The sequence below is a fragment of the Micromonospora sp. DT53 genome (assembly GCF_049841535.1).
In the GTDB taxonomy this organism is placed as follows: domain Bacteria; phylum Actinomycetota; class Actinomycetes; order Mycobacteriales; family Micromonosporaceae; genus Micromonospora.
Genome location: NZ_JBNCKM010000006.1, coordinates 232,259 through 250,729, shown reverse-complemented (window position 1 = coordinate 250,729; position 18,471 = coordinate 232,259). Strand labels below are relative to the sequence as shown.

Genomic DNA, 18,471 nt, shown 5'->3' with positions numbered 1-18,471 from the left:
GCAAACCCGTCCGGCGGCCGTGCGGCGGCGTTGGTTACCGTGCCGTCATGGAGAACGACCTCGTACCGCCGAGCGAACTGTTGGACTGGTCCCGGGGCACCTGGCTGCACCCGCCGGTACGCGTACAGGAGGGCCCGGCCGGTGAGCTGGTCGTCGAGCCGGCGGCGGACAGCGACTTCTGGCGCAGGACCAGCTACGGCTTCGTCCACGACAACGGCCCGGCCCTGCTGGCGCCGCTGCCGGTGGGGGCCGCCATGGAGGTGAGCTTCCGGCTCGACTTCTCCGCGCAGTTCGACCAGGCCGGTGCGTACGTGCGCGTCGACGAACGGACCTGGACCAAGGCCGGTGTCGAGATCAGCGACGGCGAGGTGCAGCTCGGGGCGGTGGTGACCCGGGAGTTCTCCGACTGGTCGGTGGGCCCGGTGCCGGACTGGGCGGGCCGGGAGGTGACCGTCCGGGTCAGCCGGGCCGGTGACGCGCTGACCGTCCGCGCCCGGGTCGACGACGAGCCGTGGCGCCTGGTCCGGCTCGCCCCGCTGGACCCGACGGCCGACGCGATGGCCGGCCCGTTCTGCTGCGCGCCGTCCCGCGCCGGTCTGACTGTGGTGTTCACCGGTTGGCGGCAGGGACCGGCGGACGCCGCGCTGCACCCGGAGCACTGAGCGCAGGTGTAGTTCGGGCCTGACTGGGTATGACCATCCGATCCCCGACAGCCGACCGGAAGGACGACCATGGCGTACGCCCAGGCTGGCGACCCGTCCGAGTTCACCGGGTTGACCGGCTGGGTGGCATCGGTGATCGAGGTGATGGGCCCGGTCGGCGTGGCGCTGCTGGTGGCACTGGAGAGCATCGTTCCGCCGATCCCCAGCGAGATCGTGCTGGCGCTCGCCGGTTTCCTGGCGCACGAGGGCAAGTTCAACGTCCTCGTCGTGGTGCTGGCCGCGACTGTCGGCTCGCTTTTCGGGGCGTTGGTGCTCTACTGGCTGGGCGCGGCGCTGGGCGAGGAACGGCTCAAGCGCTGGTTGGACCACATCCCGTTGGTGGACAGCGACGACCTGGAGAAGGCCGACAAGTGGTTCGAGCGGCACGGTCGGTGGGCGGTGCTGATCGGCCGGGTGGTGCCGGTGGTCCGCAGCCTGGTCTCCGTGCCGGCGGGGGCCAACCGGATGCCGCTGGGTGAGTTCATCCTGCTCACCACCATCGGCAGCGGGGTGTGGAACGGTCTCATCGTGGGGGCCGGTTACGCGCTGGGGAGCCGTTGGCAGGACGTCGAGCGTTACAGCGACTGGTTCAACTACGCGATCGTCGCGGTCTTCGTCGTGATGGTGGCCAGTTGGGTGATCCGTAAGGTCCGCAAGCGTCGGGAGCGCGACGACCGGCGGTCGGTGACCGCCGGTCGGTGATCCGCGCACGCTCAGGCCGGCACCGCCTGTGGGCGGCGGAGTACCGCCTGCTCGAGCGCCGACCACGCGCTCGTGGTCACCAGGTAGATCACTGCGGCGAGCGGCAGCACCAGCGCCACCAGCACTGTCGTGAACGGCAGCAGGGGCAGCAGCCGGCCGAGCGTGGCCGCCCCCGGCCCCTCGGTCGGCGTACCGGCCACCGTGCCCACCGCCGCCGACGCCCGACGGGCCCGCCGCGACGACCACCAGGCCACCGCCAGCAACACCGCAAGCAGTACGCCGAACAGCGGCGCGGCCGCGCCGCCCAACCCGTCGCTCAGATGGTGACCCAGTGGCACGCCGGCCAACCGCTCGTCCAGCAACCCGGTGCCGCCCTCACGCGTGCTGAACAACCGGTACAGGACCAGCAGGAACGGCGCCTGGAGGAGCAACGGCAGGCAGCCGGCGATCGGGTTCGCGCCGGCCTCGCGGTACAACGAGAACACCTCGCGCTGAAGCGTCGCCGGGTCGTCGGCGTACCGCTGCTGCAGCTCCCGCACCTGTGGGGCGAGCGCGGCGCGGCGCCGCTCGCCGCGGACCTGCGCGACGGTCAGTGGCGAGATCAGCAGGCGGACGGCAAGGGTGAAGAGCACGATGGCGGCGGCGGTCGCCGCACCGCCGGCCAGTGGTTCGAGCAGCTCGGTGAGCCAGGACAACGCGCTGCCGGCGGCGGCGACAGCGTCGTGCAGTGGTGCGAAGGCAAGCATGGGAAACCCCTCGGTCCGATTCCGGTGAGGCCCTCCCCCGGGCGGCATCCGCTCAGCAGGGGGGCCGGTGACGGCGGGATCGGCCGCGCGGCGGCGAGGCGCTACGCGGCCGAGGGGTGCCCGGGGGCACGGGGACGGGGCCGACCGGCGGCGTCCGGGTCGATCTGGCGGGGCATTCGGCGACTTCGGGAGCGGGCCCGCAGGCCGGCCCACCGCGGCCCGGCACCGGGCGCGCCCGCCCGGTCGTGCACCCGCGCCGCCAGCACCACCGCGAGCAGCACCAGAGCGGTGAACGCGGCGCCCGCGAGCAGGTCGACCGGTCGGCCCGCGAGCAGGGTGAGCTGGGCGAACGCGGACATCCACGCGACCCCGACATAGCCCAGCAGCACCGGCACGGGCTCAGCATAGGACCCCGTGTCACGTCACCCCGCCGGATCCGACGGCCCGCCCGAGTACGACGTGGCACCGACACGTTTCCCGGCCTCGCCACGTTGGGTAACCAACGGCGGACCGACGCGGACGGCCCGCGAACGGTAGGAACGGACGGGTGATGTCGATGACCGGTCAGGTGGCGGAGGCGCCCAGCGACATGGCTGGGGCGACCGGGTTGCTCACCGTGGGTGTCGAGGAGGAGTTCCTACTCGTCGACCCGCACACCGGGGCTGCGGTCCCGGCCGTGGACCTGGTCATGGAGCAGGTGCCGGCCGAACTTCGCGGACAGGTGGAGCGGGAGTTCCAGACCAGTCAGATCGAGATCGGCAGCCCGCCCGGCCTGGAGCTCTCGTCGATCCGGCACTCCCTCGGCGTCCTGCGTCGGGCCCTCTCCGACGCCGCCGAGCGGGCCGGCGTACGCCTGCTCGCCATCGGCACCGGCCCGGTCGACGGCCCGGTGCCACCGGTGGTGGACAAGCCCCGCTTCGACCGGATGATCGAGAGGTTCCGGCTGCTCGTTCCCGGCCCCGGCAACAACGGCATGCACGTGCACGTGGGGGTGCCCGACCCGGATACCGGCGTGCAGGTGCTCAACCACGTACGGCCGTGGCTGCCGATGCTGCACGCGGTGACCACCAACTCGCCGTTCTCCCGTGGCGAGGACACCGGATACGCGAGTTGGCGCTCGGTGGAGTGGGAGCGCTGGCCGTCGGTGGCGCCGACGCCGTTTTTGGAGTCGCACGAGCACTACCAGCGGCTGATCCGCCAGTTGATCTCCAGCGGGGTGATGCTCGACGAGGGGATGCTCTACTGGTATGCCCGCCTGTCGGCGAAGTACCCGACGGTGGAGCTGCGGATCGGCGACGTCTGCCCGTCGGTGGACGACGCGGTGTTGGTCGCCGCGCTGGTCCGGGCGCTGGTGGCCACCGCCATGGCGGATGCCGAGGCCGGCCGGCCGGCGTTGCAGACCGACCACCACCTGCTGGTCGGGGCGCACTGGCGGGCCGCCCACGACGGGCTGGAGGGCGAGGCCGTGGACGTCACAAACGGTGAGTTGCGCCCGGCGTGGGAGCTGTTGGACCGGTTCGTGGAGCGGATGCGGCCGGCGCTGGAGGAGCACGGCGACTGGGCCGAGGTGACCGACCTGCTGGGTGGCCTGCGTCGGCACGGCAGCGGCGCGGCACGGCAACGCGCCGTGTTCGAGCGCACCGGCCGTCTCACCGACGTGGTACAGGACGTCGCACGGCAGACCCGCGGCTGATCACCGCGTGACAGGATGAGCCCGTGGCGCAACGGCTGATCGTCATCGGCGGGGACGCCGCCGGAATGTCGGCGGCGTCCCAGGCCCGACGCCGCCGTGACGGTGGCGACCTGGAGATCGTGGTCTTCGAGCGCGGCCACTTCACCTCCTACTCGGCGTGCGGCATCCCGTACTGGATCAGTGGCCTGGTGTCCGGCCCCGAGGCGTTGATCGCCCGGACCCCGGAGACGTTCCGCACCAAGTACGCGATGGACGTGCGGATGCGCCACGAGGTCACTGCCATCGACCTGGAACGCCGCGAGGTGGTGGCCCGGGACCTGGAGGGCGGCGGCGAGGTCCGCGAGCGCTTCGACGACCTCATGTATGCCACCGGCGCGGTGCCTGTGAAACCAGCGTGGGCGGTCACCGACGCGGGTGGCGTGTTCGGCATGCAGACCCTCGACGACGGTGCGGCGCTGCGCGACTGGCTGGACGCCGACCCGCGGCCGCGCCGGGCCGTGGTGGTCGGCGGCGGCTACATCGGTGTCGAGATCGCCGAGGCCCTGATCCAACGCGGCCTCTCGGTGACCCTCGTCGAGGCGGGCGACCAACCCATGGCGACGGTGGACAGCGACATGGGCGAGCTGGTGGCCGACGCCATGCGCGGCCTCGGCATGACGATCCGCACCGGTCTGCCGGTGACCGGTCTGGAGGAGCGGGACGGGCGGGTGTCCGCGGTGGTCACGGCCGAGGGGCCGATGCCGACCGACCTCGTGGTCCTGGGCCTCGGCGTACGCCCCAACACCGCGCTCGCGGAGGCGGCCGGGCTGCCCCTCGGGCCGACCGGCGCGATCCGGGTGGACCGGCGGATGCGGGTGCCCGAGGTCTCCGGGGTCTGGGCGGCCGGCGACTGCGTGGAGACCCTGCACCGGGTCAGCGGGATGCCGGTGCACGTGCCGCTCGGCACGCACGCCAACAAGCAGGGCCGGGTCGCGGGGATCAACATCGGCGGCGGGTACGCCACGTTCACCGGGGTGATCGGCACGGCCGTGACAAAGGTCTGCGACCTGGAGGTGGGTCGGACGGGCCTGCGCGAGGGCGAGGCCAGGGCGGCCGGCTTCGAGTTCGTCTCGGTGATCGCCGAGTCGACCAACCGGGCCGGCTACTACCCCGGTGCCCGGCCGATGACCGTGAAGCTGATCGCCGAGCGTCCCAGCGGCCGGTTGTTGGGCGCGCAGATCGTCGGTTGGTCCGAGGCGGCCAAACGGATCGACACGCTGGCCGTGGCACTCTGGAACGGCATGACGGTGGACGATATGACGTCACTGGACCTGGGCTACGCTCCGCCGTACGCGCCGGTGTGGGATCCGGTGCTCATCGCCGCCCGAAAAGCGGTCGACGCGCTCGCCGCCCTCGGCCGTTGACCCGCGCCCGCCGTGGAGGACCACCCCGTGACCCAGACCCCGACCCGGCCGACCGTGCGTCGACGCCCGACGATGGTCGACGTGGCCCGGCGTGCCGACGTCAGCCTGAAGACGGTCTCCCGGGTCGTCAACGACGAGCCGGTGGGCCAGGAGTTGGTCGGCCGGGTGCTGGCCGCCATCGCCGAGCTGGGCTTCCGGCGCAACGACATCGCTCGCAACCTGCGCTCCCGGCAGCTCAACGCCACAGTCGGGCTGCTGATCGAGGAGATCGCCAACCCGTTCTACGCGACCATCGCCAGTGTCGCCGCCGAGATCGCCGCCGCCCACGGCACCATGCTGATCACCGCGTCGTCGGAGGAGGACCCGGAGCGGGAACGCGCTCTGCTCCAGGATTTCACCCAGCGCCGGGTCGACGGTCTGCTGGTGGTGCCGGCGGGCCTCGACCACTCGTTCCTGCGTCGCGAGGTCGAGTTGGGCATGCCTGTGGTGTTCCTGGACCGGCCGCCGCAGGGGCTGCAGGCCGACGCCGTGCTGTTGGACAACCGGGGTGGCAGCCACGCCGGGGTGTGCGCGCTGCTGGACGAGGGGCACCGACGGGTGGGCCTACTCCTCGGCGCGCCGAGCGTGCCCACCATGCGTGAGCGGCTGGCCGGGGCACGGGCGGCACTGGACTCGGCCGGGGTCGAGCCGGACGAGTCGCTGGTCCGCGAACGGCTCATCGCCCCCGAGGAGGCCGGGCGGGCGGTCGCCGCGCTGCTCGACCTGCCCGAGCCGCCCACCGCGTTCTTCTGCGCCAACAACCGGCTCACCGTGGGTGCGCTTCAGGAGCTGCACCGGCGGGGCAGTGACGCCGCGCTTGTCGGCTTCGACGACTTCGAACTGGCCCACCTGATGCCCCGACCGCTGACCGTCGTCGCGTACGACACCCGGGAGTTGGCAAGAGTCGCGACCGAGCGCCTGTTCCAACGAGTAGCCGGCGACGACACCCCCCCGTCAACGACGGTCCTCCCCACCAGGCTCCTGAGGCGCGGCCTGCTGCCCTAACCACCCATCCCGGGTCGATCATGGACTTGTGGTGCCTCGCGTATGCCGCGAAGTGCAGTCAAACGCCCACCACAGGTCCATGATCGACGGGGCGCGGAGCCGGTCAGGTCGTGGGGTTCAGCAGGGCCTGGACCTCGGCGCGGGTCGGTGGGGCAGCCCCTCGGCGGGCGCAGGTCAACGCGGCCACCGTGGCGGCCTGCCGGAGCACCTCCGCCCACTGCTGCGGGGTCACCGCGGCGAGCCGGTCGGCCGGCCGGTCACCGAGCGCGTCGAGGTCGGCCAGTGCGGCCAGCAGCCCACCGGTGAACGAGTCGCCGGCACCGACTGTGTCGACGACTGTGGTCCGGACCGCTGGCTCCTCGTGCAGCGAGCCGTCGGGTGCGAGCAGCCAGGCGCCCTCCCCGCCCCGGGTGACCACCGCGCAGGACACGCCGGCCGCACGCCATTCGGTCATCACGTCGGCCACCGAACGCTCCGGGTAGAGCCAGGCCAGGTCCTCGTCGCTGGCCTTGACCAGGTGCGCGAGGCGAACCTGTCGGCGCACCCGCTCCTGCTCCGCCGCCCGGTCGGTGACGATGCTCGGCCGCAGGTTGAGGTCGATGGAGACGGTGAGCCCGTCCCGTCGGCGTTCCCGGGCGAGCAGGCCCTCCAGCACCGCCCCACCGGGTGCCAACGCGAGCGCGAGGGACCCGGTGTGCAGCGCGATCGCCGGTGAGCCAGCCAGCTCGGGCAGCTCCTGCGGCGTCCACTGCCAGTCCGCCGCGCCGGCCAGCCGGAACTCGTAGCTGGCCTGCCCGGCTGCGTTCAGGGTGGCCACGGCCACCGACGTGGGCTCCTCGGCGCGGACCGCCCAGCCCAGGTCCACCCGGTTGGCGCTCAGATGCGCGACGAGTTGCCGACCGTACTCGTCGTCGGCAAGCCGGGCCAGCAGCCGTACCGGCTGGTCGAGCCGGGCCAGGGTGACCGCGACGTTGGCCGGGGAGCCACCCGGCACGGGCCGCTGCCCCTCGGTGGTGACGACCAGGTCGATGAGCGCCTCACCCGCGACGACGATCACGCGGCCACCTCCCCTGGGGCGAGCGGGCCGGGGCCACCGAGCCCGTCGGCCGCGCGGGACAGCAGTACCGCCTGGTAGGCGTGGTAGACGTCCGGTCGGCCGTGCCAGACCGTGTCGGCCGGCAGGTTCTGCGCGTCCAACTCGTGCCGCCATCCGGTCTGGTCGATGAGGCTACGGCGGGCGTACGCCCAGAAGACCCGATACCAGTCGAGGTAGACCGCGTCCCCGGTGCGGCGGTGCAGGGTGATCGTCGCACCGACGGCCTCGGCGAGAACCCAGTGCATCCGGGAGCGCACCACCGGGCGGTCGTCCCAGTCGATGGTGTAGACGAAGCCGTCCGCGCCGTCGACAGCCCAACCGCGACGCACGGCGGCGGCGAACAGGGCACGGGCGTCGGCGAGCAGCCAGCGGGGTGGCTGCGGCAGGACCGCCTCCAACTCCAGCAGCAGCCGGGCCCACTCCAGCCAGTGCCCGATGGTGGAGCCGTACGGCCGGAACGGGTCGGCGGGCTGGTCCCGGTTGTAGTCGGGCAGCGGCGTCCAGTCGGTGGTGAAGTGCTCGGGCAGCCGCCAGTCGTGCCGGGCCGCCGCACCGTGCACGAGGTGGGTGGCGATCCGCAGGGCACGGTCGGCCCAGCTCGCGTCACCGGTGGCGGCGGCAGCGGCGAGGAACGCCTCGACCATGTGCATGCTGCTGTTGGCGCCCCGATAGTCCTCGGTGACCGTCCAGTCCCGGTTCCACGATTCGCGGACCGCGCCGGCGTCGTCGTCCCAGAACCGGTCCCGCACGACGGCCAGCACGTCGGCGAGCAACCGGTCCGCGCCGGGCCGTCCGACGCGCGCGGCGCTGGAGGCGGCGAGCAGCACGAACGCGTGGTCGTAGCCGGCCTTGCGGTCGTTGACGGGCGCTCCCTGCTGGTCCACCGCGCCGAACCAGCCGCCGTACCGGTCGTCGCGCAGCAGCGTGCTGAGCGTGGCGATCCCGTGGTCGACCAGGGCGGCGGCGTCCGGGTCGCCATTGCGATGGGCGAGGGCGGCCACGTGGGTCATCCGGCAGGTGATCCAGGTGTGGACCGGTTCGCCGCGATCCGGGGTGCGGTCGTCGGTGAGCCACCAGAAGCCGCCATCGGGCCGGACCGAGCGGCGTGCGGTGTCGAGCAGCGTCCGGGTCTGGTCGACGAGGAACTCGTCCAGATCGGGCAGGTCTGGCGACCCCACCGGAGCGGGGGTCGTTACGGCGTCGGAGCGGGGCACGTCGGTCATCTCAGCTGGTCACCGTCGGGTAGGAAAGGGACATACGGCCAGGATCGGCGGACGGACCAGGTCCGCGCCGCAAAACCGCCAACGGTACGCCACGAAACGACTGGCCGAGTCGAATGCGCGACGGGAGCTTTTCCTCCCATTTGACCGTTGACATCGTTGTCACTTGTCAACCCTGCTCCGGCAGCCGGTCGACTGTCAATTCCGGCTACGTCACACCGAGCCGGGCAGTCACCCGGTCGCCGCGCTGCCCGCGCCCCTGCCCTCGTCAGGCGCCCCCGAGGTCGACCAGGCCGATCTCCGCGGGGGGAAGGTCCTGGCTGTCCGGGCCGGCACGCAGGCCCTCGAGCATGATGATCAGGTAGCGGTCCACACTGCGTTGGGTGAGCTCGGCGCGCAGGCCGGGTAACGGCCGCAGCAGCAGCGCCATCATGAGGGTCAGGTCACCTGCGTGCGCTGTCCACGGACTTCCTCGTATCCCTCGACGACCTCGGCCCGGACGGCGTCGCCCACCTCTGGCACAAGACCGGCACCCAGGACGACCTGTGGCGCGCACGCGTCCGCGACACCGCCCGAGCACCCGCGGCGACCCCGCGTCGGCTCAGCCAGGACGCCGAGACGGGCTCGGATCAGTAGTAGTTGTCGATCGGCTGGCGCGCCTCGTCGAACAGGGCCGGCCCCTCGTACCGAACCGGCGGCAGCGGCGGGGTCACCGGCTTGACCTCCTCGAACTGCTCGCTGGACAGCGCGTACACCACCCGTCCGAGGCCGGACCGGTCGATCGCCGTCGCGCACATGGCGCACGGCTGGCAACTGGTGAACATGGTGGTGCCGGCGGCCACCTCGGGAGAGAGTTCCCGAGCGGCCCAGCGGGCCAACTTCAACTCCGGATGGGCGCTGATGTCCGCGTCGGAGACCACTGTGTTGTGGTCCTCGATCAGGACGACGCCGGCCGCGTCCACCAGCAACGAGCCGAACGGCCGTTCGCCGGAAGCCCCTGCCCGGCTGGCGATCTCCACGGCGTGGCGGAGAAACTTCTCGTCGTCGGGGGTCATCGGTCCTCCTGGGATTTGTGGTGTGCGGCCACGGCCGCAAGGGTCCGCCAGGCGCGTTCGGGCTGGCGGATCTCGGCCAAATCGCCGTTGAACGGGTCCAGCACCACCGTCTCCGCACCGAGCGCGCGAAGCTCGTCAAGGTCGGCGACGATCTGATCGATGGTGCCGACGCCGGTGAGCCGGTCCGGGGCGGTGATGGGTTCTCGGGTCTCCTGGAGCGCGATCCGCGGCACCAACGCGGGCACCGGGCGACCGAGTTCGTCGGCGATGGCCGTCAGCCGTCCGACCGCCTCGGCCAGCTGTCCGGGCGTGACCCGCAGCGGGTGCCAGGCGTCACCGAGCAGCACCGCGCGGCGCATGCCGGCTTCGCTGTTGCCGCCCACCCAGATCGGGATCGCATCGGTGTCGTAGTCCTCGGTGTGCTGCCAGGCCGCGTGCATGGCCTGCAGGTACTCGTCGGTCAGCGCACCGCGCCGCCGAAACGGCACGCCGAGCGCCTCGAACTCCTGCCGGGCCCAGCCGACGCCGACACCGAGGACGAGCCGGCCGCCGCTGAGCCGGTTGAGGTTCGCCGCCATCCGGGCGGTGAGCAGCGGATGCCGGTACGGGACGATGAGGACGGTGGTGCCCAGCCGCACCCGGCTGGTCACCCCGGCCAGCCAGGACAGCGTGGTGAACGGTTCGTAGAACGGCGCCGGATACTGCTCCGCCACGTCCGGAGTCACCGCGATGTGGTCGGAGACCATCAGCAGGTCGAAGCCGAGACCCTCGACCGTCTGCGCCCACCGCCGCAGCACGTCGGGGTCGGTACCCGGGGCGAAGTTCGGGACGTTCACACCAATCTGCACCCGTTCACGCTAGCCACTGTGGACCCAGCGTGGGAACCCCATGATCCCTGCCTGCGCCGCCATCTACCGTTGATTCACCGGTAGATTGGGCCAATGGCCGAGAATCTTGACGATCTCGATTGGTCGATCCTGACCGAGTTGCAAGGCGACGGCCGCTTGCCGATCACCGAACTCAGCCGCCGGGTCAAGTTGAGCGCGTCGGCCACCACCGAACGCGTGAGACGGCTGGAGGCGACCGGCGTGATCAGCGGCTACCGCGCCGAGGTCGACCTGTCCAAGGCGGGCTTCGCGGTGCTGGCGGTGGTCCGGCTCAAATACCCAGGCAGCCGGCACGAACCGCTGCACCGACTACTGGACCGACGGTCGGAGATCCTGGAGTGCCTGCGCACCACCGGGGACGACTGTTACGTGCTGAAGGTGGCGGCGACGTCGATGGCGCACCTCGAACAGATCGTCAACGACCTCGCCGGGTTCGGCAGCACCACCACGAACGTGGTCTACAGCGCCACCCTGCCCTATCGTGGCCCGCGCCCGACGCCGCCCCGGTCCTGACGGCGTCGTGGACGGCCGGATGGATCTACCCGAAGGGCTCGACTGGGTACGCGGATCACCCGCCGGCCGCGCCTGGCTGACCGCCCTCCCGACGTGGCTGGCAGAGTGCGCCGAGCGGTGGTCGCTGCGGCTCGGCCCACCCTTCCGGTACGCGTACGCCTCACTGGCACTCCCGGCCGACCTGCCCGACGGCACGGCTGCGGTGCTGAAGCTCCAGTACCCCGACGAGGAGAGCCGGCACGAGGCTGACGCGCTGGCCCACTGGGCCGGCGACGGGGCGATCCGTCTGCTCGCCCACGACCCTGGGCGGCGCGCCCTGCTTGTGGAACGCTGTCAACCCGGGACCCCCCTGCACGACCTTCCGCAGGACCTCGCGCTGGACGCGATGACCGGACTACTCCCCCGGCTCTGGCGGCCGGCCGGCGCGCCGTTCACGCCACTGGCCGAGGAGGCCGCCGGTTGGGTCGACCGGATGCCCCGGGCCTGGGAACGAGCCGGCCGGCCGTACGAGCGGCGGTTACTCGACGCGGCGCTCGACCTGCTGACCGGCCTGGCATCGAGCCAGGGCGAACAGGTGCTGGTCAACCAGGATCTGCACGCCGGCAACGTGCTCGCCGCCGACCGAGAACCGTGGCTGGTGATCGACCCGAAACCGCTGACCGGCGAGCGGGAGTTCACTGTCGTGCCGTTGGTGCGCGGCCCCGAGTTGGGCCACTCACCGGCCGCCGTCCGGCACCGACTGGACCGGCTCAGCGCCGAGCTGGGGCTCGACCGGAACCGGGTCCAGGGTTGGACGATCGGTCACACGCTGGCCTGGAGCGTCGCCGACGACACCGTCTCTGCGCAGAATATCGACGTGGTCCGCTGGCTGCTCGACAGCAACTGAAGCCGGCCAACACCCGAGCTTCACCCAACCCCCGACGCATCCCCCCACGTGACCCTCGTCCACAGGGTTAGGTGGGCTGGCAGGTGGGGCACCAGTAGAGGTTGCGGCCGGCCAGGGCGCCGCGGCTGATCTCGGTGCCGCAGACGTGGCACGGGGCGCCGGGGCGGCGGTAGACGTACACCTCGCCACCGTGCCGGTCCACCCGCGCCGGACGGCCCATCGCCTCCGGGAGGTGCGCGTCGCGGACCGTGTCGATCCGGCCGTGCTCCACGGCGAGCCGCATCAACCCGACCAGGTCGGCCCAGAGCGGGTCCCAGCCGGTTCTGGTCAGCTGCCGGCCCGGCATCGTGGGCGGCAGCCCCGCCCGGAAGAGCGCCTCGGTCACGAAGATCAGGCCGGTGCCGGCCACCACCGACTGGTCCAGTAGCAGCGCGGCGAGCGGTGTGGGACTGCGGGCGATCCGAGCGTACGCCCGTTCCGGGTCGGCGTCGCCGCGCAACGGATCCGGCCCGAGGCGGTCCCGCAGCGCGGCCACCTCGGGTGGGGTGAACAGCTCGCAGGCCGTCGGCCCGCGCAGGTCGAGCCAGTGCCGGTCGCTGGCCAGCCGCAGCCGCACCTGACCGACCGGCTCTGGCGGCTCCCCCGGCCCGTCGGCGAACTTGCCGTACAACCCGAGGTGTACGTGCAGCGTCAGGTCGCCGGCGTAGTGGTGCAGCAGGTGCTTGCCGTACGCCTCGGTGCCCTCCAGCACGGTCCCGGAGAGCCGGGCGGCACCGTCGGCGAAGCGGCCCTGCGGGCTCGCGGCGTGCAGCTTGTCCCCGGCGAACAGCTCGGCGTGCCGGGCCGCCAGGCGATGGATCGTGTGTCCCTCTGGCACAGGTGCCAAGGATAGCCAGCCTGTCCGCCGTGTTGATCGACTCGGGTTTCAGGGAATCGCGGTGTCCCGATGAGCCGGACACCGCGACTTTCAGAAAACCGAGTCGAACAAGACAGGTTCGACGCCGAGGCGGGGCTGTTCTCGGCGGCCGTACCCAGGATTGGTGTCAGGAAACGCCCAGGTGGGTATTCGAGGGGCGACACCGCGTGGGTGCCACCCTCTTCGTCGGCCACCACGCATTCATCAGGAGGTGTGTAGTGGTCAGGATTCCTTCGCTGTCCCGCCGGTCCGAGCCGGCGCCGACGCGGGACGAGAACCTCGACGGCCGCGTGGACGGCCGCGACGCCCCGCTCACCGAGACGGGCCGATCCGACGATGGCGTCGGTCGCCCGGTGGTCACCGACCGGGACGCCAACCAGACGACGTACGGCAGCAGCGGCGGGCAGGTCAGCGAGGCCGAGCGGCGGGCCAACGAGCGGGCGGCGGTGGCCCGAGCCGCCACCGCGCGACCGGTGGAGGCCGAATCCCGGGGCGCCGCCCGTCCGATCGCACCCGAGCCCGTCAACGGCACGACCCGTCCCGTCGCACCCGAGCCCCTGAACAACACGGCCCGCCCGGTCGCACCCGAGCCCCGCACCGCCCACACGGTGGGGACCGAGCCCCGGCCCGCCGTCGCCCCGACCACGGCGCGCACCGCCGAGCGGGACGCCGACCTCGACAGCACCACCCGTCGGCCCGACACCACCGACCGGGTCACCACCGAGCGGGCCACCACGGGCCGCCCCGTCGACCCGACCCCCGACACGACCACGCCCGAGCCGCCGGTGACGCGTGGCCCGAAGCCGCGGGCCAGCCTGCTCGCCACCCTCGGCCTGATCGTCTCGGTCGCCGGTGCGATGTTCGTGCTGACCGGGACCCTGGCCGGGTACGGCATCGGGCTCGGCGCGTTCGGTGCGGTGCTCTCGGTGCTCGGCCTGATGGCCACCCGCCGTCGGCACGTCGCCGGCAAGACCGACGCGCTCTTCGGCGTGCTGATTGGGCTGGCCGCGGTCGTGATCGGGGTGCTCGCGATGACCGGCCAGTTCGACTGGCCGACCACCGACGGGGACTGGGTGCAGCGCTTCCGAGAGTGGCTTGACTCACAGTTTGTGGATCGTTTCTAGCGGGCACTGTTCCGCTCGCCGGTGATGCACCGGCGAACAGCCGGCGGTTCGCCGGCAGCCCGACCTCATCCGGTGGTTCACCGGCCGGGCGACACCCTTTCAGGGGCGGCGGTTCGCCGCCCCTGAAGTGTTTCCGGGGGCCGGCAGTTTCCGGGCGGATTGGCTCGCTGGCCGCCAACCAGACCCTGGTTCAGCGACGGCCCGACCACCTCTGCATGCCCCTTTGCTCTGCTTCACTCCACGCAACATCGCACGCCCGGTATCCGGACGTCGGCTGTTGCGCCCGGTGAAGCAGAGCAAAGGCCGCTCGAGAGACCTGCGCCAGTTGGCTGGGACACGAATTCCGACCCAGGCAGCCCTCAACGCAACGATTCGTGACCGAAGAGCCCCCAGACGCAACGAATCTTCGGTCTGCGCAACTCTCAGTGGTGGATCCTGCCGCTGACGCCGCATAACGTTGAGCAACGGCGCCAGCCCGTGGGCCACGGTGGCCGGGCGCGCCCGACCCCTGGGAGCAGGACAATGACGATGGACGCCACCAGCCAGCGCCTGTTGATGTGCCGGCCGACGTACTTCGCCGTCGATTACGCCATCAACCCCTGGATGGACCCGAGCGCGCCGGTCGACGCCGCGCTGGCCGTCCGGCAGTGGGAGCAGCTGCGCCAGACGTACCGCGACCTGGGCCACACCGTCGAGGAGATCACTCCGGTGCCCGGCCTGCCCGACATGGTCTTCGCCGCCAACGGCGGCACCGTGATCGACGGCAAGGCGATGGCCGTGCAGTTCCGTGACCCGCAGCGCGCCGACGAGGCGCCGGCGTACCGGGCCTGGTTCGAGGCCGCCGGCTTCGAGATGTACGACCCGAAGCACGTCAACGAGGGCGAGGGTGACGTCCTGCTGGCCGGTGACCACCTGCTGGCCGGCACCGGCTTCCGCACCGCGCACGCCGCACACGCCCAGTTGCAGGAGGTCTTCGGCTACCCGGTGATCACCATGCAACTGGTCGACCCGCGCTTCTACCACCTGGACACCGCGTTGACCGTGCTGGACGAGCGGACCGTGGCGTACCTGCCCGAGGCGTTCTCGCCGGGCAGCCAGGCCGTGCTGCGCCGCCTCTTCCCCGACGCGGTGCACGCCACCATGGCCGACGCCGAGGTTCTGGGGTTGAACGCGGTCAGCGACGGGCGGCACGTGGTGCTGCCCGCGCAGGCCACCGACCTGGCCGCCAAGCTGCGCGACCGGGGCTACGAGACCATCGGGGTCGACCTGTCCGAGCTGCTCAAGGCCGGCGGCGGACCGAAGTGCTGCACGCTGCGACTCCGTCAGGGAAAGGCAAGCAAGTGATCGTGGATGACAAGCTGCGGACGCCGGGAGCGGTCCGGGACGCCGAGCGCTGGACAGCGCACAACTATCACCCGCTGCCGGTGGTGATCTCGTCCGCCGAGGGCGCCTGGCTCACCGACGTGGACGGCCGCCGCTACCTGGACTTCCTGGCCGGCTACTCCGCGCTGAACTTCGGTCACCGGCACCCGCAGCTGATCGCCGCCGCGCACGCCCAACTGGACCGGCTGACGCTGACCAGCCGGGCGTTCATCCACGACCAGTTCGCCGACTTCTGCCGGGAGCTGGCCGAGCTGTGCGGCAAGGACCTCGTGCTGCCGATGAACACCGGCGCCGAGGCGGTGGAGACCGGGATCAAGGTGGCTCGCAAGTGGGGCTACCAGGTCAAGGGCGTGCCCGCCGGGCAGGCCAACATCGTGGTCGCCGAGGGCAACTTCCACGGGCGGACCACGACCATCGTGAGCTTCTCCACCGACGAGGACGCCCGCGCCGACTTCGGGCCGTACACCCCGGGGTTCACCGTCGTGCCGTACGGCGACCTGGCCGCGCTGACCGCCGCGATCGACGAGAACACGGTGGCCGTGCTGCTGGAGCCGATCCAGGGTGAGCAGGGTGTGGTGGTGCCGCCGGAGGGCTACCTGCCGGGCGTACGCCAGGTCTGCACCGAGCGCGACGTGCTGTTCATCGCCGACGAGATCCAGTCGGGTCTGGGGCGTACCGGCGCGACCTTCGCCTGTGACCACGAGGGCGTCGTGCCCGACATGTACCTGCTCGGCAAGGCGCTCGGCGGTGGCATCGTGCCGGTGTCGGCGGTGGCCGCGAACGCCGACGTGCTCGGCGTGCTCAAGCCCGGTCAGCACGGCTCCACCTTCGGTGGCAACCCGCTGGCTTGTGCGGTGGCGATCGAGGTGGTCCGGCTGCTGGCCACCGGCGAGTTCCAGCGCCGCTCGGCCGAGCTGGGTGAGCGGCTACGGGCCGGCCTGGAAGGGCTGGTCGGCAAGGGCCTCGTCGGGGTACGCGTCCGTGGCCTGTGGGCCGGCCTGGACATCGACCCGGCGCTGATGAGCGGTCGGGAGGCGTGTGAGCGGCTCGCCGCGCGCGGCGTGCTCGCCAAGGACACCCACGGCTCCACCATCCGGCTCGCCCCACCGCTGGTGATCACCGAGGAGGAGATCGACCTGGCGGTGACCCGGCTGGCCGAGGTGCTGGCCGCCTGACCCCGCCCCCGCCCCCGCCCCCGCCCAACCAGCGTTGATCATGAAGTTATTGCCACGACACGCCGCGGTGCCGGGCAATAACTTCATGATCAACCGGGGCCGGGGCCGGGGTCGGGGTCGGGGTCGGGGCCGGGGCGCGCGGGCGGGGTCAGGGGCGGGGTAGGCGCATGGCCATGGTCGGGGCCTCGGCCATCACCGAGGTGGGGGTGAACGGGGCACCCGTGGGCAACTCCTCGGCCCGGCCGATCTGCACCCCCGGGTACAGCTCCACCATGTCGTTCTCGCCCAGCACCCGGGACTGCTGCGGGGCCAGCGGGATCCGGTCCGACTCGCTCATCGAGCCGGCCGGGCGGATGCCGGAGCCGTTGGTACTGACGTCGGTCACGATGACCTCGCCGACCCGCAACTCGAAGTGGACGTGACCACGGCTGATCCACCGCCGGGCCTCGTCGTTGAGCCACTGCCCGAGCATGATCCCGCCGTCCTGCTCGGGAGCCCGACCGGCCACGATCGGCTGCTCCTCGCTGAGCACGAACCGCCGCCGAACCAGGCCGCCGACGCGCACCGCGAGCACCTCGGTACGCGGACGCGGGCCGGCGTCACCGAGCCGTGCGCCGTGCCGGGGGCAGGTCGGCACGCCGTTGCGCAGCGCGGGCGGCGGCTGCGCGGCGGGGCTGCGGTCGGCACCCCCGGCCAGGTCGGCGAACGCGCCACCCCCACCACCGCCGCCGAACAGCGCGCAGCCCGACTCGGGGCAGCGCCACTGGCGGGCCAGCAGTTTGGCGCCTGTCGGCGAACGCTTGCCGGCCACCGGCGAGTGCCCACCACCAACGTGGGCGATGAACACCGGCCCGCCGGCGCCGGGCACCGGGGCGACCACCCGACCGGGCTGCTCGACCAGCCACGGGAACCGACCGCGCAACCCGTCGAAGCGGACCCGGCTGAGCACCGGCAGACCGAGCAGGTCGGCGACCTCCAACATCCGGTCACCCGGGTTGTCGAGCACCTCGACGAGGCCGTCGTCGGCCCAGCGGCGGACGACCATCCGCTCGTTCGAGGTGAGGTCGGCGTCGGAGAGCAACGCCCGGTGCACCACCGCGTAGACCTGGACGCTGTCCTCCTCCAACTCGCGGGAGAGCGCGTCGATGACCATGCCGAGGCGCAGCAGGCTGGCTGGCCGACCACCGTCGATGTCCTGGTAGCGGATCACCTCGGCCAGGTCGACCACGGCTCGGGCCAGTGACGGGTCCGTGCAGACCCGACCCTCGATGGCATCCAGAACCTTGCTGATCTCGAATCTCATGCCGCACTCCGGACGATGTCGTCGATCCGCCGGGCCAGCTCGATGTCCCGGTGGGTGACCCCACCGGCCGAGTGGGTGACACAGCGGAAGGTCAGGGTCCGCCATCGGATGTCGATGTCGGGATGGTGGTCGAGCTCCTCGGCCACCGCCGCCACCCGGTCCACCACCGCGATGGCCACCGGAAAACTGCCGAGCTGAGTCGTACGACCGATGCCGGTCGGGTCACCCGACCAGTCGGGCAACCGGGTCAGCTCTTCTCGCACCGCGTCCGCGGTGAGCAGTTCTGCCATGAGCAGACCCTACCGGTGGCACGGCCGACGAGCCGGACACGCCACCGGCGGAGGTCGGCGGCCTAGCCTTCGACGAGTTCGTCGAGTCGGGTAATGGAGTGCAACGTGCCAATTCGCGAGCCGCCGCCACGAGGCGGTCGTGGTATGCCGAGGTGATGGGGAGGGAATCCTCGTAGATCCAGGAGCACATCGTGTCGAATGCCAGCTCTTCCTCCCCCACGCTCATCAGATGACGGACGTCGTCGACAACTTCCTCCGACGTCAGCGGAGAATCCTCAAGCAGGCGGGAGATGAGATCCCGTAGGTACAGGTAGCGCTGCACCGCACCCTCCTG

21 protein-coding genes are annotated in these 18,471 nt (G+C 71.9%); 10 read left to right on the top strand and 11 right to left on the bottom strand.

Annotated features, from left to right (window positions below; genetic code table 11):
• Nucleotides 1–47: 47 nt before the first annotated feature.
• Together ACLQ3B_RS20670 and ACLQ3B_RS20665 are read left to right on the top strand one after the other, a co-directional pair.
• Entirely contained in the window at nt 48–662 is a 615-nt protein-coding gene (locus ACLQ3B_RS20670; RefSeq protein WP_425782342.1) for a DUF1349 domain-containing protein, read from the top strand.
• A 69-nt stretch (nt 663–731) separates the two neighbouring features.
• Nucleotides 732–1,403, top strand: a complete 672-nt coding sequence (locus ACLQ3B_RS20665) for a DedA family protein (protein WP_425782341.1) — start codon at nt 732–734, stop codon at nt 1,401–1,403.
• A gap of 11 nt (nt 1,404–1,414) precedes the next feature.
• Here the strand turns inward: ACLQ3B_RS20665 and ACLQ3B_RS20660 are convergent, their stop codons facing one another.
• Together ACLQ3B_RS20660 and ACLQ3B_RS20655 are read right to left on the bottom strand one after the other, a co-directional pair.
• Nucleotides 1,415–2,149: a YidC/Oxa1 family membrane protein insertase gene (locus ACLQ3B_RS20660; RefSeq protein ID WP_425782340.1), complete on the bottom strand. Its 735-nt coding sequence runs from the start codon at nt 2,147–2,149 to the stop codon at nt 1,415–1,417.
• Nucleotides 2,150–2,250: 101 nt separating this feature from the next.
• Nucleotides 2,251–2,544 (bottom strand): DUF6412 domain-containing protein, encoded by a 294-nt coding sequence (locus tag ACLQ3B_RS20655; protein ID WP_425782339.1) that lies wholly within the window; start codon nt 2,542–2,544, stop codon nt 2,251–2,253.
• A 155-nt stretch (nt 2,545–2,699) separates the two neighbouring features.
• Here ACLQ3B_RS20655 and ACLQ3B_RS20650 point away from each other — a divergent pair, with 155 nt between their 5' ends.
• The 3 genes from ACLQ3B_RS20650 (at nt 2,700) to ACLQ3B_RS20640 (ending at nt 6,289) form a co-directional block, all read left to right on the top strand.
• The gene (locus tag ACLQ3B_RS20650; protein ID WP_425782338.1) at nt 2,700–3,842 is read left to right on the top strand and encodes a carboxylate-amine ligase; all 1,143 of its coding nucleotides are present in this window, start codon (nt 2,700–2,702) and stop codon (nt 3,840–3,842) included.
• A gap of 23 nt (nt 3,843–3,865) precedes the next feature.
• On the top strand, nt 3,866–5,245 hold the full coding sequence (locus tag ACLQ3B_RS20645) for an FAD-dependent oxidoreductase (protein ID WP_425782337.1): 1,380 nt from the start codon (nt 3,866–3,868) through the stop codon (nt 5,243–5,245).
• A 72-nt stretch (nt 5,246–5,317) separates the two neighbouring features.
• Complete coding sequence (locus ACLQ3B_RS20640) at nt 5,318–6,289, top strand: LacI family DNA-binding transcriptional regulator (RefSeq protein WP_425782546.1); 972 nt, start codon at nt 5,318–5,320, stop codon at nt 6,287–6,289.
• A gap of 103 nt (nt 6,290–6,392) precedes the next feature.
• Here ACLQ3B_RS20640 and ACLQ3B_RS20635 read toward each other — a convergent pair whose 3' ends face one another.
• The 5 genes from ACLQ3B_RS20635 to ACLQ3B_RS20615 form a co-directional block, all read right to left on the bottom strand.
• On the bottom strand, nt 6,393–7,346 hold the full coding sequence (locus ACLQ3B_RS20635) for a carbohydrate kinase family protein (RefSeq protein WP_425782336.1): 954 nt from the start codon (nt 7,344–7,346) through the stop codon (nt 6,393–6,395).
• A complete protein-coding gene (locus ACLQ3B_RS20630; RefSeq protein ID WP_425782335.1) occupies nt 7,343–8,608 on the bottom strand; it encodes an AGE family epimerase/isomerase in 1,266 nt (421 codons plus the stop codon). The genes ACLQ3B_RS20635 and ACLQ3B_RS20630 overlap by 4 nt, the downstream gene beginning before the upstream one ends.
• A 265-nt stretch (nt 8,609–8,873) precedes the next feature.
• Nucleotides 8,874–9,038, bottom strand: a complete 165-nt coding sequence (locus ACLQ3B_RS20625) for a hypothetical protein (protein ID WP_425782334.1) — start codon at nt 9,036–9,038, stop codon at nt 8,874–8,876.
• Between the two features lie 196 nt (nt 9,039–9,234).
• Nucleotides 9,235–9,660 carry a nucleoside deaminase gene (locus tag ACLQ3B_RS20620; protein WP_425782333.1) on the bottom strand — a complete coding sequence of 142 codons (426 nt, stop codon included), beginning with the start codon at nt 9,658–9,660 and terminating at the stop codon, nt 9,235–9,237.
• Nucleotides 9,657–10,508 carry an LLM class flavin-dependent oxidoreductase gene (locus tag ACLQ3B_RS20615; protein ID WP_425782332.1) on the bottom strand — a complete coding sequence of 284 codons (852 nt, stop codon included), beginning with the start codon at nt 10,506–10,508 and terminating at the stop codon, nt 9,657–9,659. Before ACLQ3B_RS20615 ends, ACLQ3B_RS20620 begins: the two co-directional genes overlap by 4 nt.
• Before the next feature lie 93 nt (nt 10,509–10,601).
• Between ACLQ3B_RS20615 and ACLQ3B_RS20610 the strand changes: the two genes are divergently transcribed.
• Together ACLQ3B_RS20610 and ACLQ3B_RS20605 are read left to right on the top strand one after the other, a co-directional pair.
• Nucleotides 10,602–11,060, top strand: coding sequence for an Lrp/AsnC family transcriptional regulator (locus tag ACLQ3B_RS20610; protein WP_425782331.1), 459 nt, complete (start codon nt 10,602–10,604; stop codon nt 11,058–11,060).
• 19 nt (nt 11,061–11,079) lie between these two features.
• Entirely contained in the window at nt 11,080–11,946 is an 867-nt protein-coding gene (locus ACLQ3B_RS20605; RefSeq protein ID WP_425782330.1) for an aminoglycoside phosphotransferase family protein, read from the top strand.
• Between the two features lie 67 nt (nt 11,947–12,013).
• On the opposite strand, the gene ACLQ3B_RS20600 is transcribed toward ACLQ3B_RS20605, so the two are convergent.
• Complete coding sequence (locus tag ACLQ3B_RS20600; RefSeq protein ID WP_425782329.1) at nt 12,014–12,823, bottom strand: Fpg/Nei family DNA glycosylase; 810 nt, start codon at nt 12,821–12,823, stop codon at nt 12,014–12,016.
• A 257-nt stretch (nt 12,824–13,080) separates the two neighbouring features.
• On the opposite strand from ACLQ3B_RS20600, the gene ACLQ3B_RS20595 reads away from it, so the two are divergent.
• From ACLQ3B_RS20595 to rocD, 3 genes are all read left to right on the top strand, one after another.
• Complete coding sequence (locus ACLQ3B_RS20595; RefSeq protein ID WP_425782328.1) at nt 13,081–13,986, top strand: thrombospondin; 906 nt, start codon at nt 13,081–13,083, stop codon at nt 13,984–13,986.
• A gap of 528 nt (nt 13,987–14,514) precedes the next feature.
• The gene (ddaH, locus tag ACLQ3B_RS20590) at nt 14,515–15,330 is read left to right on the top strand and encodes a dimethylargininase (RefSeq protein ID WP_425782545.1); all 816 of its coding nucleotides are present in this window, start codon (nt 14,515–14,517) and stop codon (nt 15,328–15,330) included.
• Nucleotides 15,330–16,544 carry an ornithine--oxo-acid transaminase gene (rocD, locus tag ACLQ3B_RS20585; protein WP_425782544.1) on the top strand — a complete coding sequence of 405 codons (1,215 nt, stop codon included), beginning with the start codon at nt 15,330–15,332 and terminating at the stop codon, nt 16,542–16,544. The genes ddaH and rocD overlap by 1 nt, the downstream gene beginning before the upstream one ends.
• A gap of 148 nt (nt 16,545–16,692) precedes the next feature.
• Here rocD and ACLQ3B_RS20580 read toward each other — a convergent pair whose 3' ends face one another.
• The 3 genes from ACLQ3B_RS20580 to ACLQ3B_RS20570 are packed head-to-tail and all read right to left on the bottom strand — an operon-like array spanning nt 16,693 to nt 18,459.
• Complete coding sequence (locus ACLQ3B_RS20580; RefSeq protein ID WP_425782327.1) at nt 16,693–17,847, bottom strand: FHA domain-containing protein; 1,155 nt, start codon at nt 17,845–17,847, stop codon at nt 16,693–16,695.
• A complete protein-coding gene (locus ACLQ3B_RS20575) occupies nt 17,844–18,137 on the bottom strand; it encodes a 4a-hydroxytetrahydrobiopterin dehydratase (RefSeq protein ID WP_425782326.1) in 294 nt (97 codons plus the stop codon). Before ACLQ3B_RS20575 ends, ACLQ3B_RS20580 begins: the two co-directional genes overlap by 4 nt.
• Complete coding sequence (locus tag ACLQ3B_RS20570) at nt 18,070–18,459, bottom strand: MafI family immunity protein (RefSeq protein WP_425782325.1); 390 nt, start codon at nt 18,457–18,459, stop codon at nt 18,070–18,072. The genes ACLQ3B_RS20575 and ACLQ3B_RS20570 overlap by 68 nt, the downstream gene beginning before the upstream one ends.
• Nucleotides 18,460–18,471: the final 12 nt, after the last annotated feature.

Excerpts from the sequence above, each read along its gene's own strand:
- ACLQ3B_RS20605 (WP_425782330.1), top strand. The coding sequence starts at position 11,080 with ATGGATCTACCCGAAGGGCTCGACTGGGTACGCGGATCACCCGCCGGC.
- ACLQ3B_RS20575 (WP_425782326.1), bottom strand. The coding sequence starts at position 18,137 with ATGGCAGAACTGCTCACCGCGGACGCGGTGCGAGAAGAGCTGACCCGG.
- ACLQ3B_RS20580 (WP_425782327.1), bottom strand. The coding sequence starts at position 17,847 with ATGAGATTCGAGATCAGCAAGGTTCTGGATGCCATCGAGGGTCGGGTC.
- ACLQ3B_RS20665 (WP_425782341.1), top strand. The coding sequence starts at position 732 with ATGGCGTACGCCCAGGCTGGCGACCCGTCCGAGTTCACCGGGTTGACC.
- ACLQ3B_RS20625 (WP_425782334.1), bottom strand. The coding sequence starts at position 9,038 with ATGATGGCGCTGCTGCTGCGGCCGTTACCCGGCCTGCGCGCCGAGCTC.
- ACLQ3B_RS20620 (WP_425782333.1), bottom strand. The coding sequence starts at position 9,660 with ATGACCCCCGACGACGAGAAGTTTCTCCGCCACGCCGTGGAGATCGCC.
- ddaH (WP_425782545.1), top strand. The coding sequence starts at position 14,515 with ATGGACGCCACCAGCCAGCGCCTGTTGATGTGCCGGCCGACGTACTTC.
- ACLQ3B_RS20670 (WP_425782342.1), top strand. The coding sequence starts at position 48 with ATGGAGAACGACCTCGTACCGCCGAGCGAACTGTTGGACTGGTCCCGG.
- ACLQ3B_RS20660 (WP_425782340.1), bottom strand. The coding sequence starts at position 2,149 with ATGCTTGCCTTCGCACCACTGCACGACGCTGTCGCCGCCGCCGGCAGC.
- ACLQ3B_RS20640 (WP_425782546.1), top strand. The coding sequence starts at position 5,318 with ATGGTCGACGTGGCCCGGCGTGCCGACGTCAGCCTGAAGACGGTCTCC.
- ACLQ3B_RS20630 (WP_425782335.1), bottom strand. The coding sequence starts at position 8,608 with ATGACCGACGTGCCCCGCTCCGACGCCGTAACGACCCCCGCTCCGGTG.
- ACLQ3B_RS20610 (WP_425782331.1), top strand. The coding sequence starts at position 10,602 with ATGGCCGAGAATCTTGACGATCTCGATTGGTCGATCCTGACCGAGTTG.
- ACLQ3B_RS20650 (WP_425782338.1), top strand. The coding sequence starts at position 2,700 with ATGTCGATGACCGGTCAGGTGGCGGAGGCGCCCAGCGACATGGCTGGG.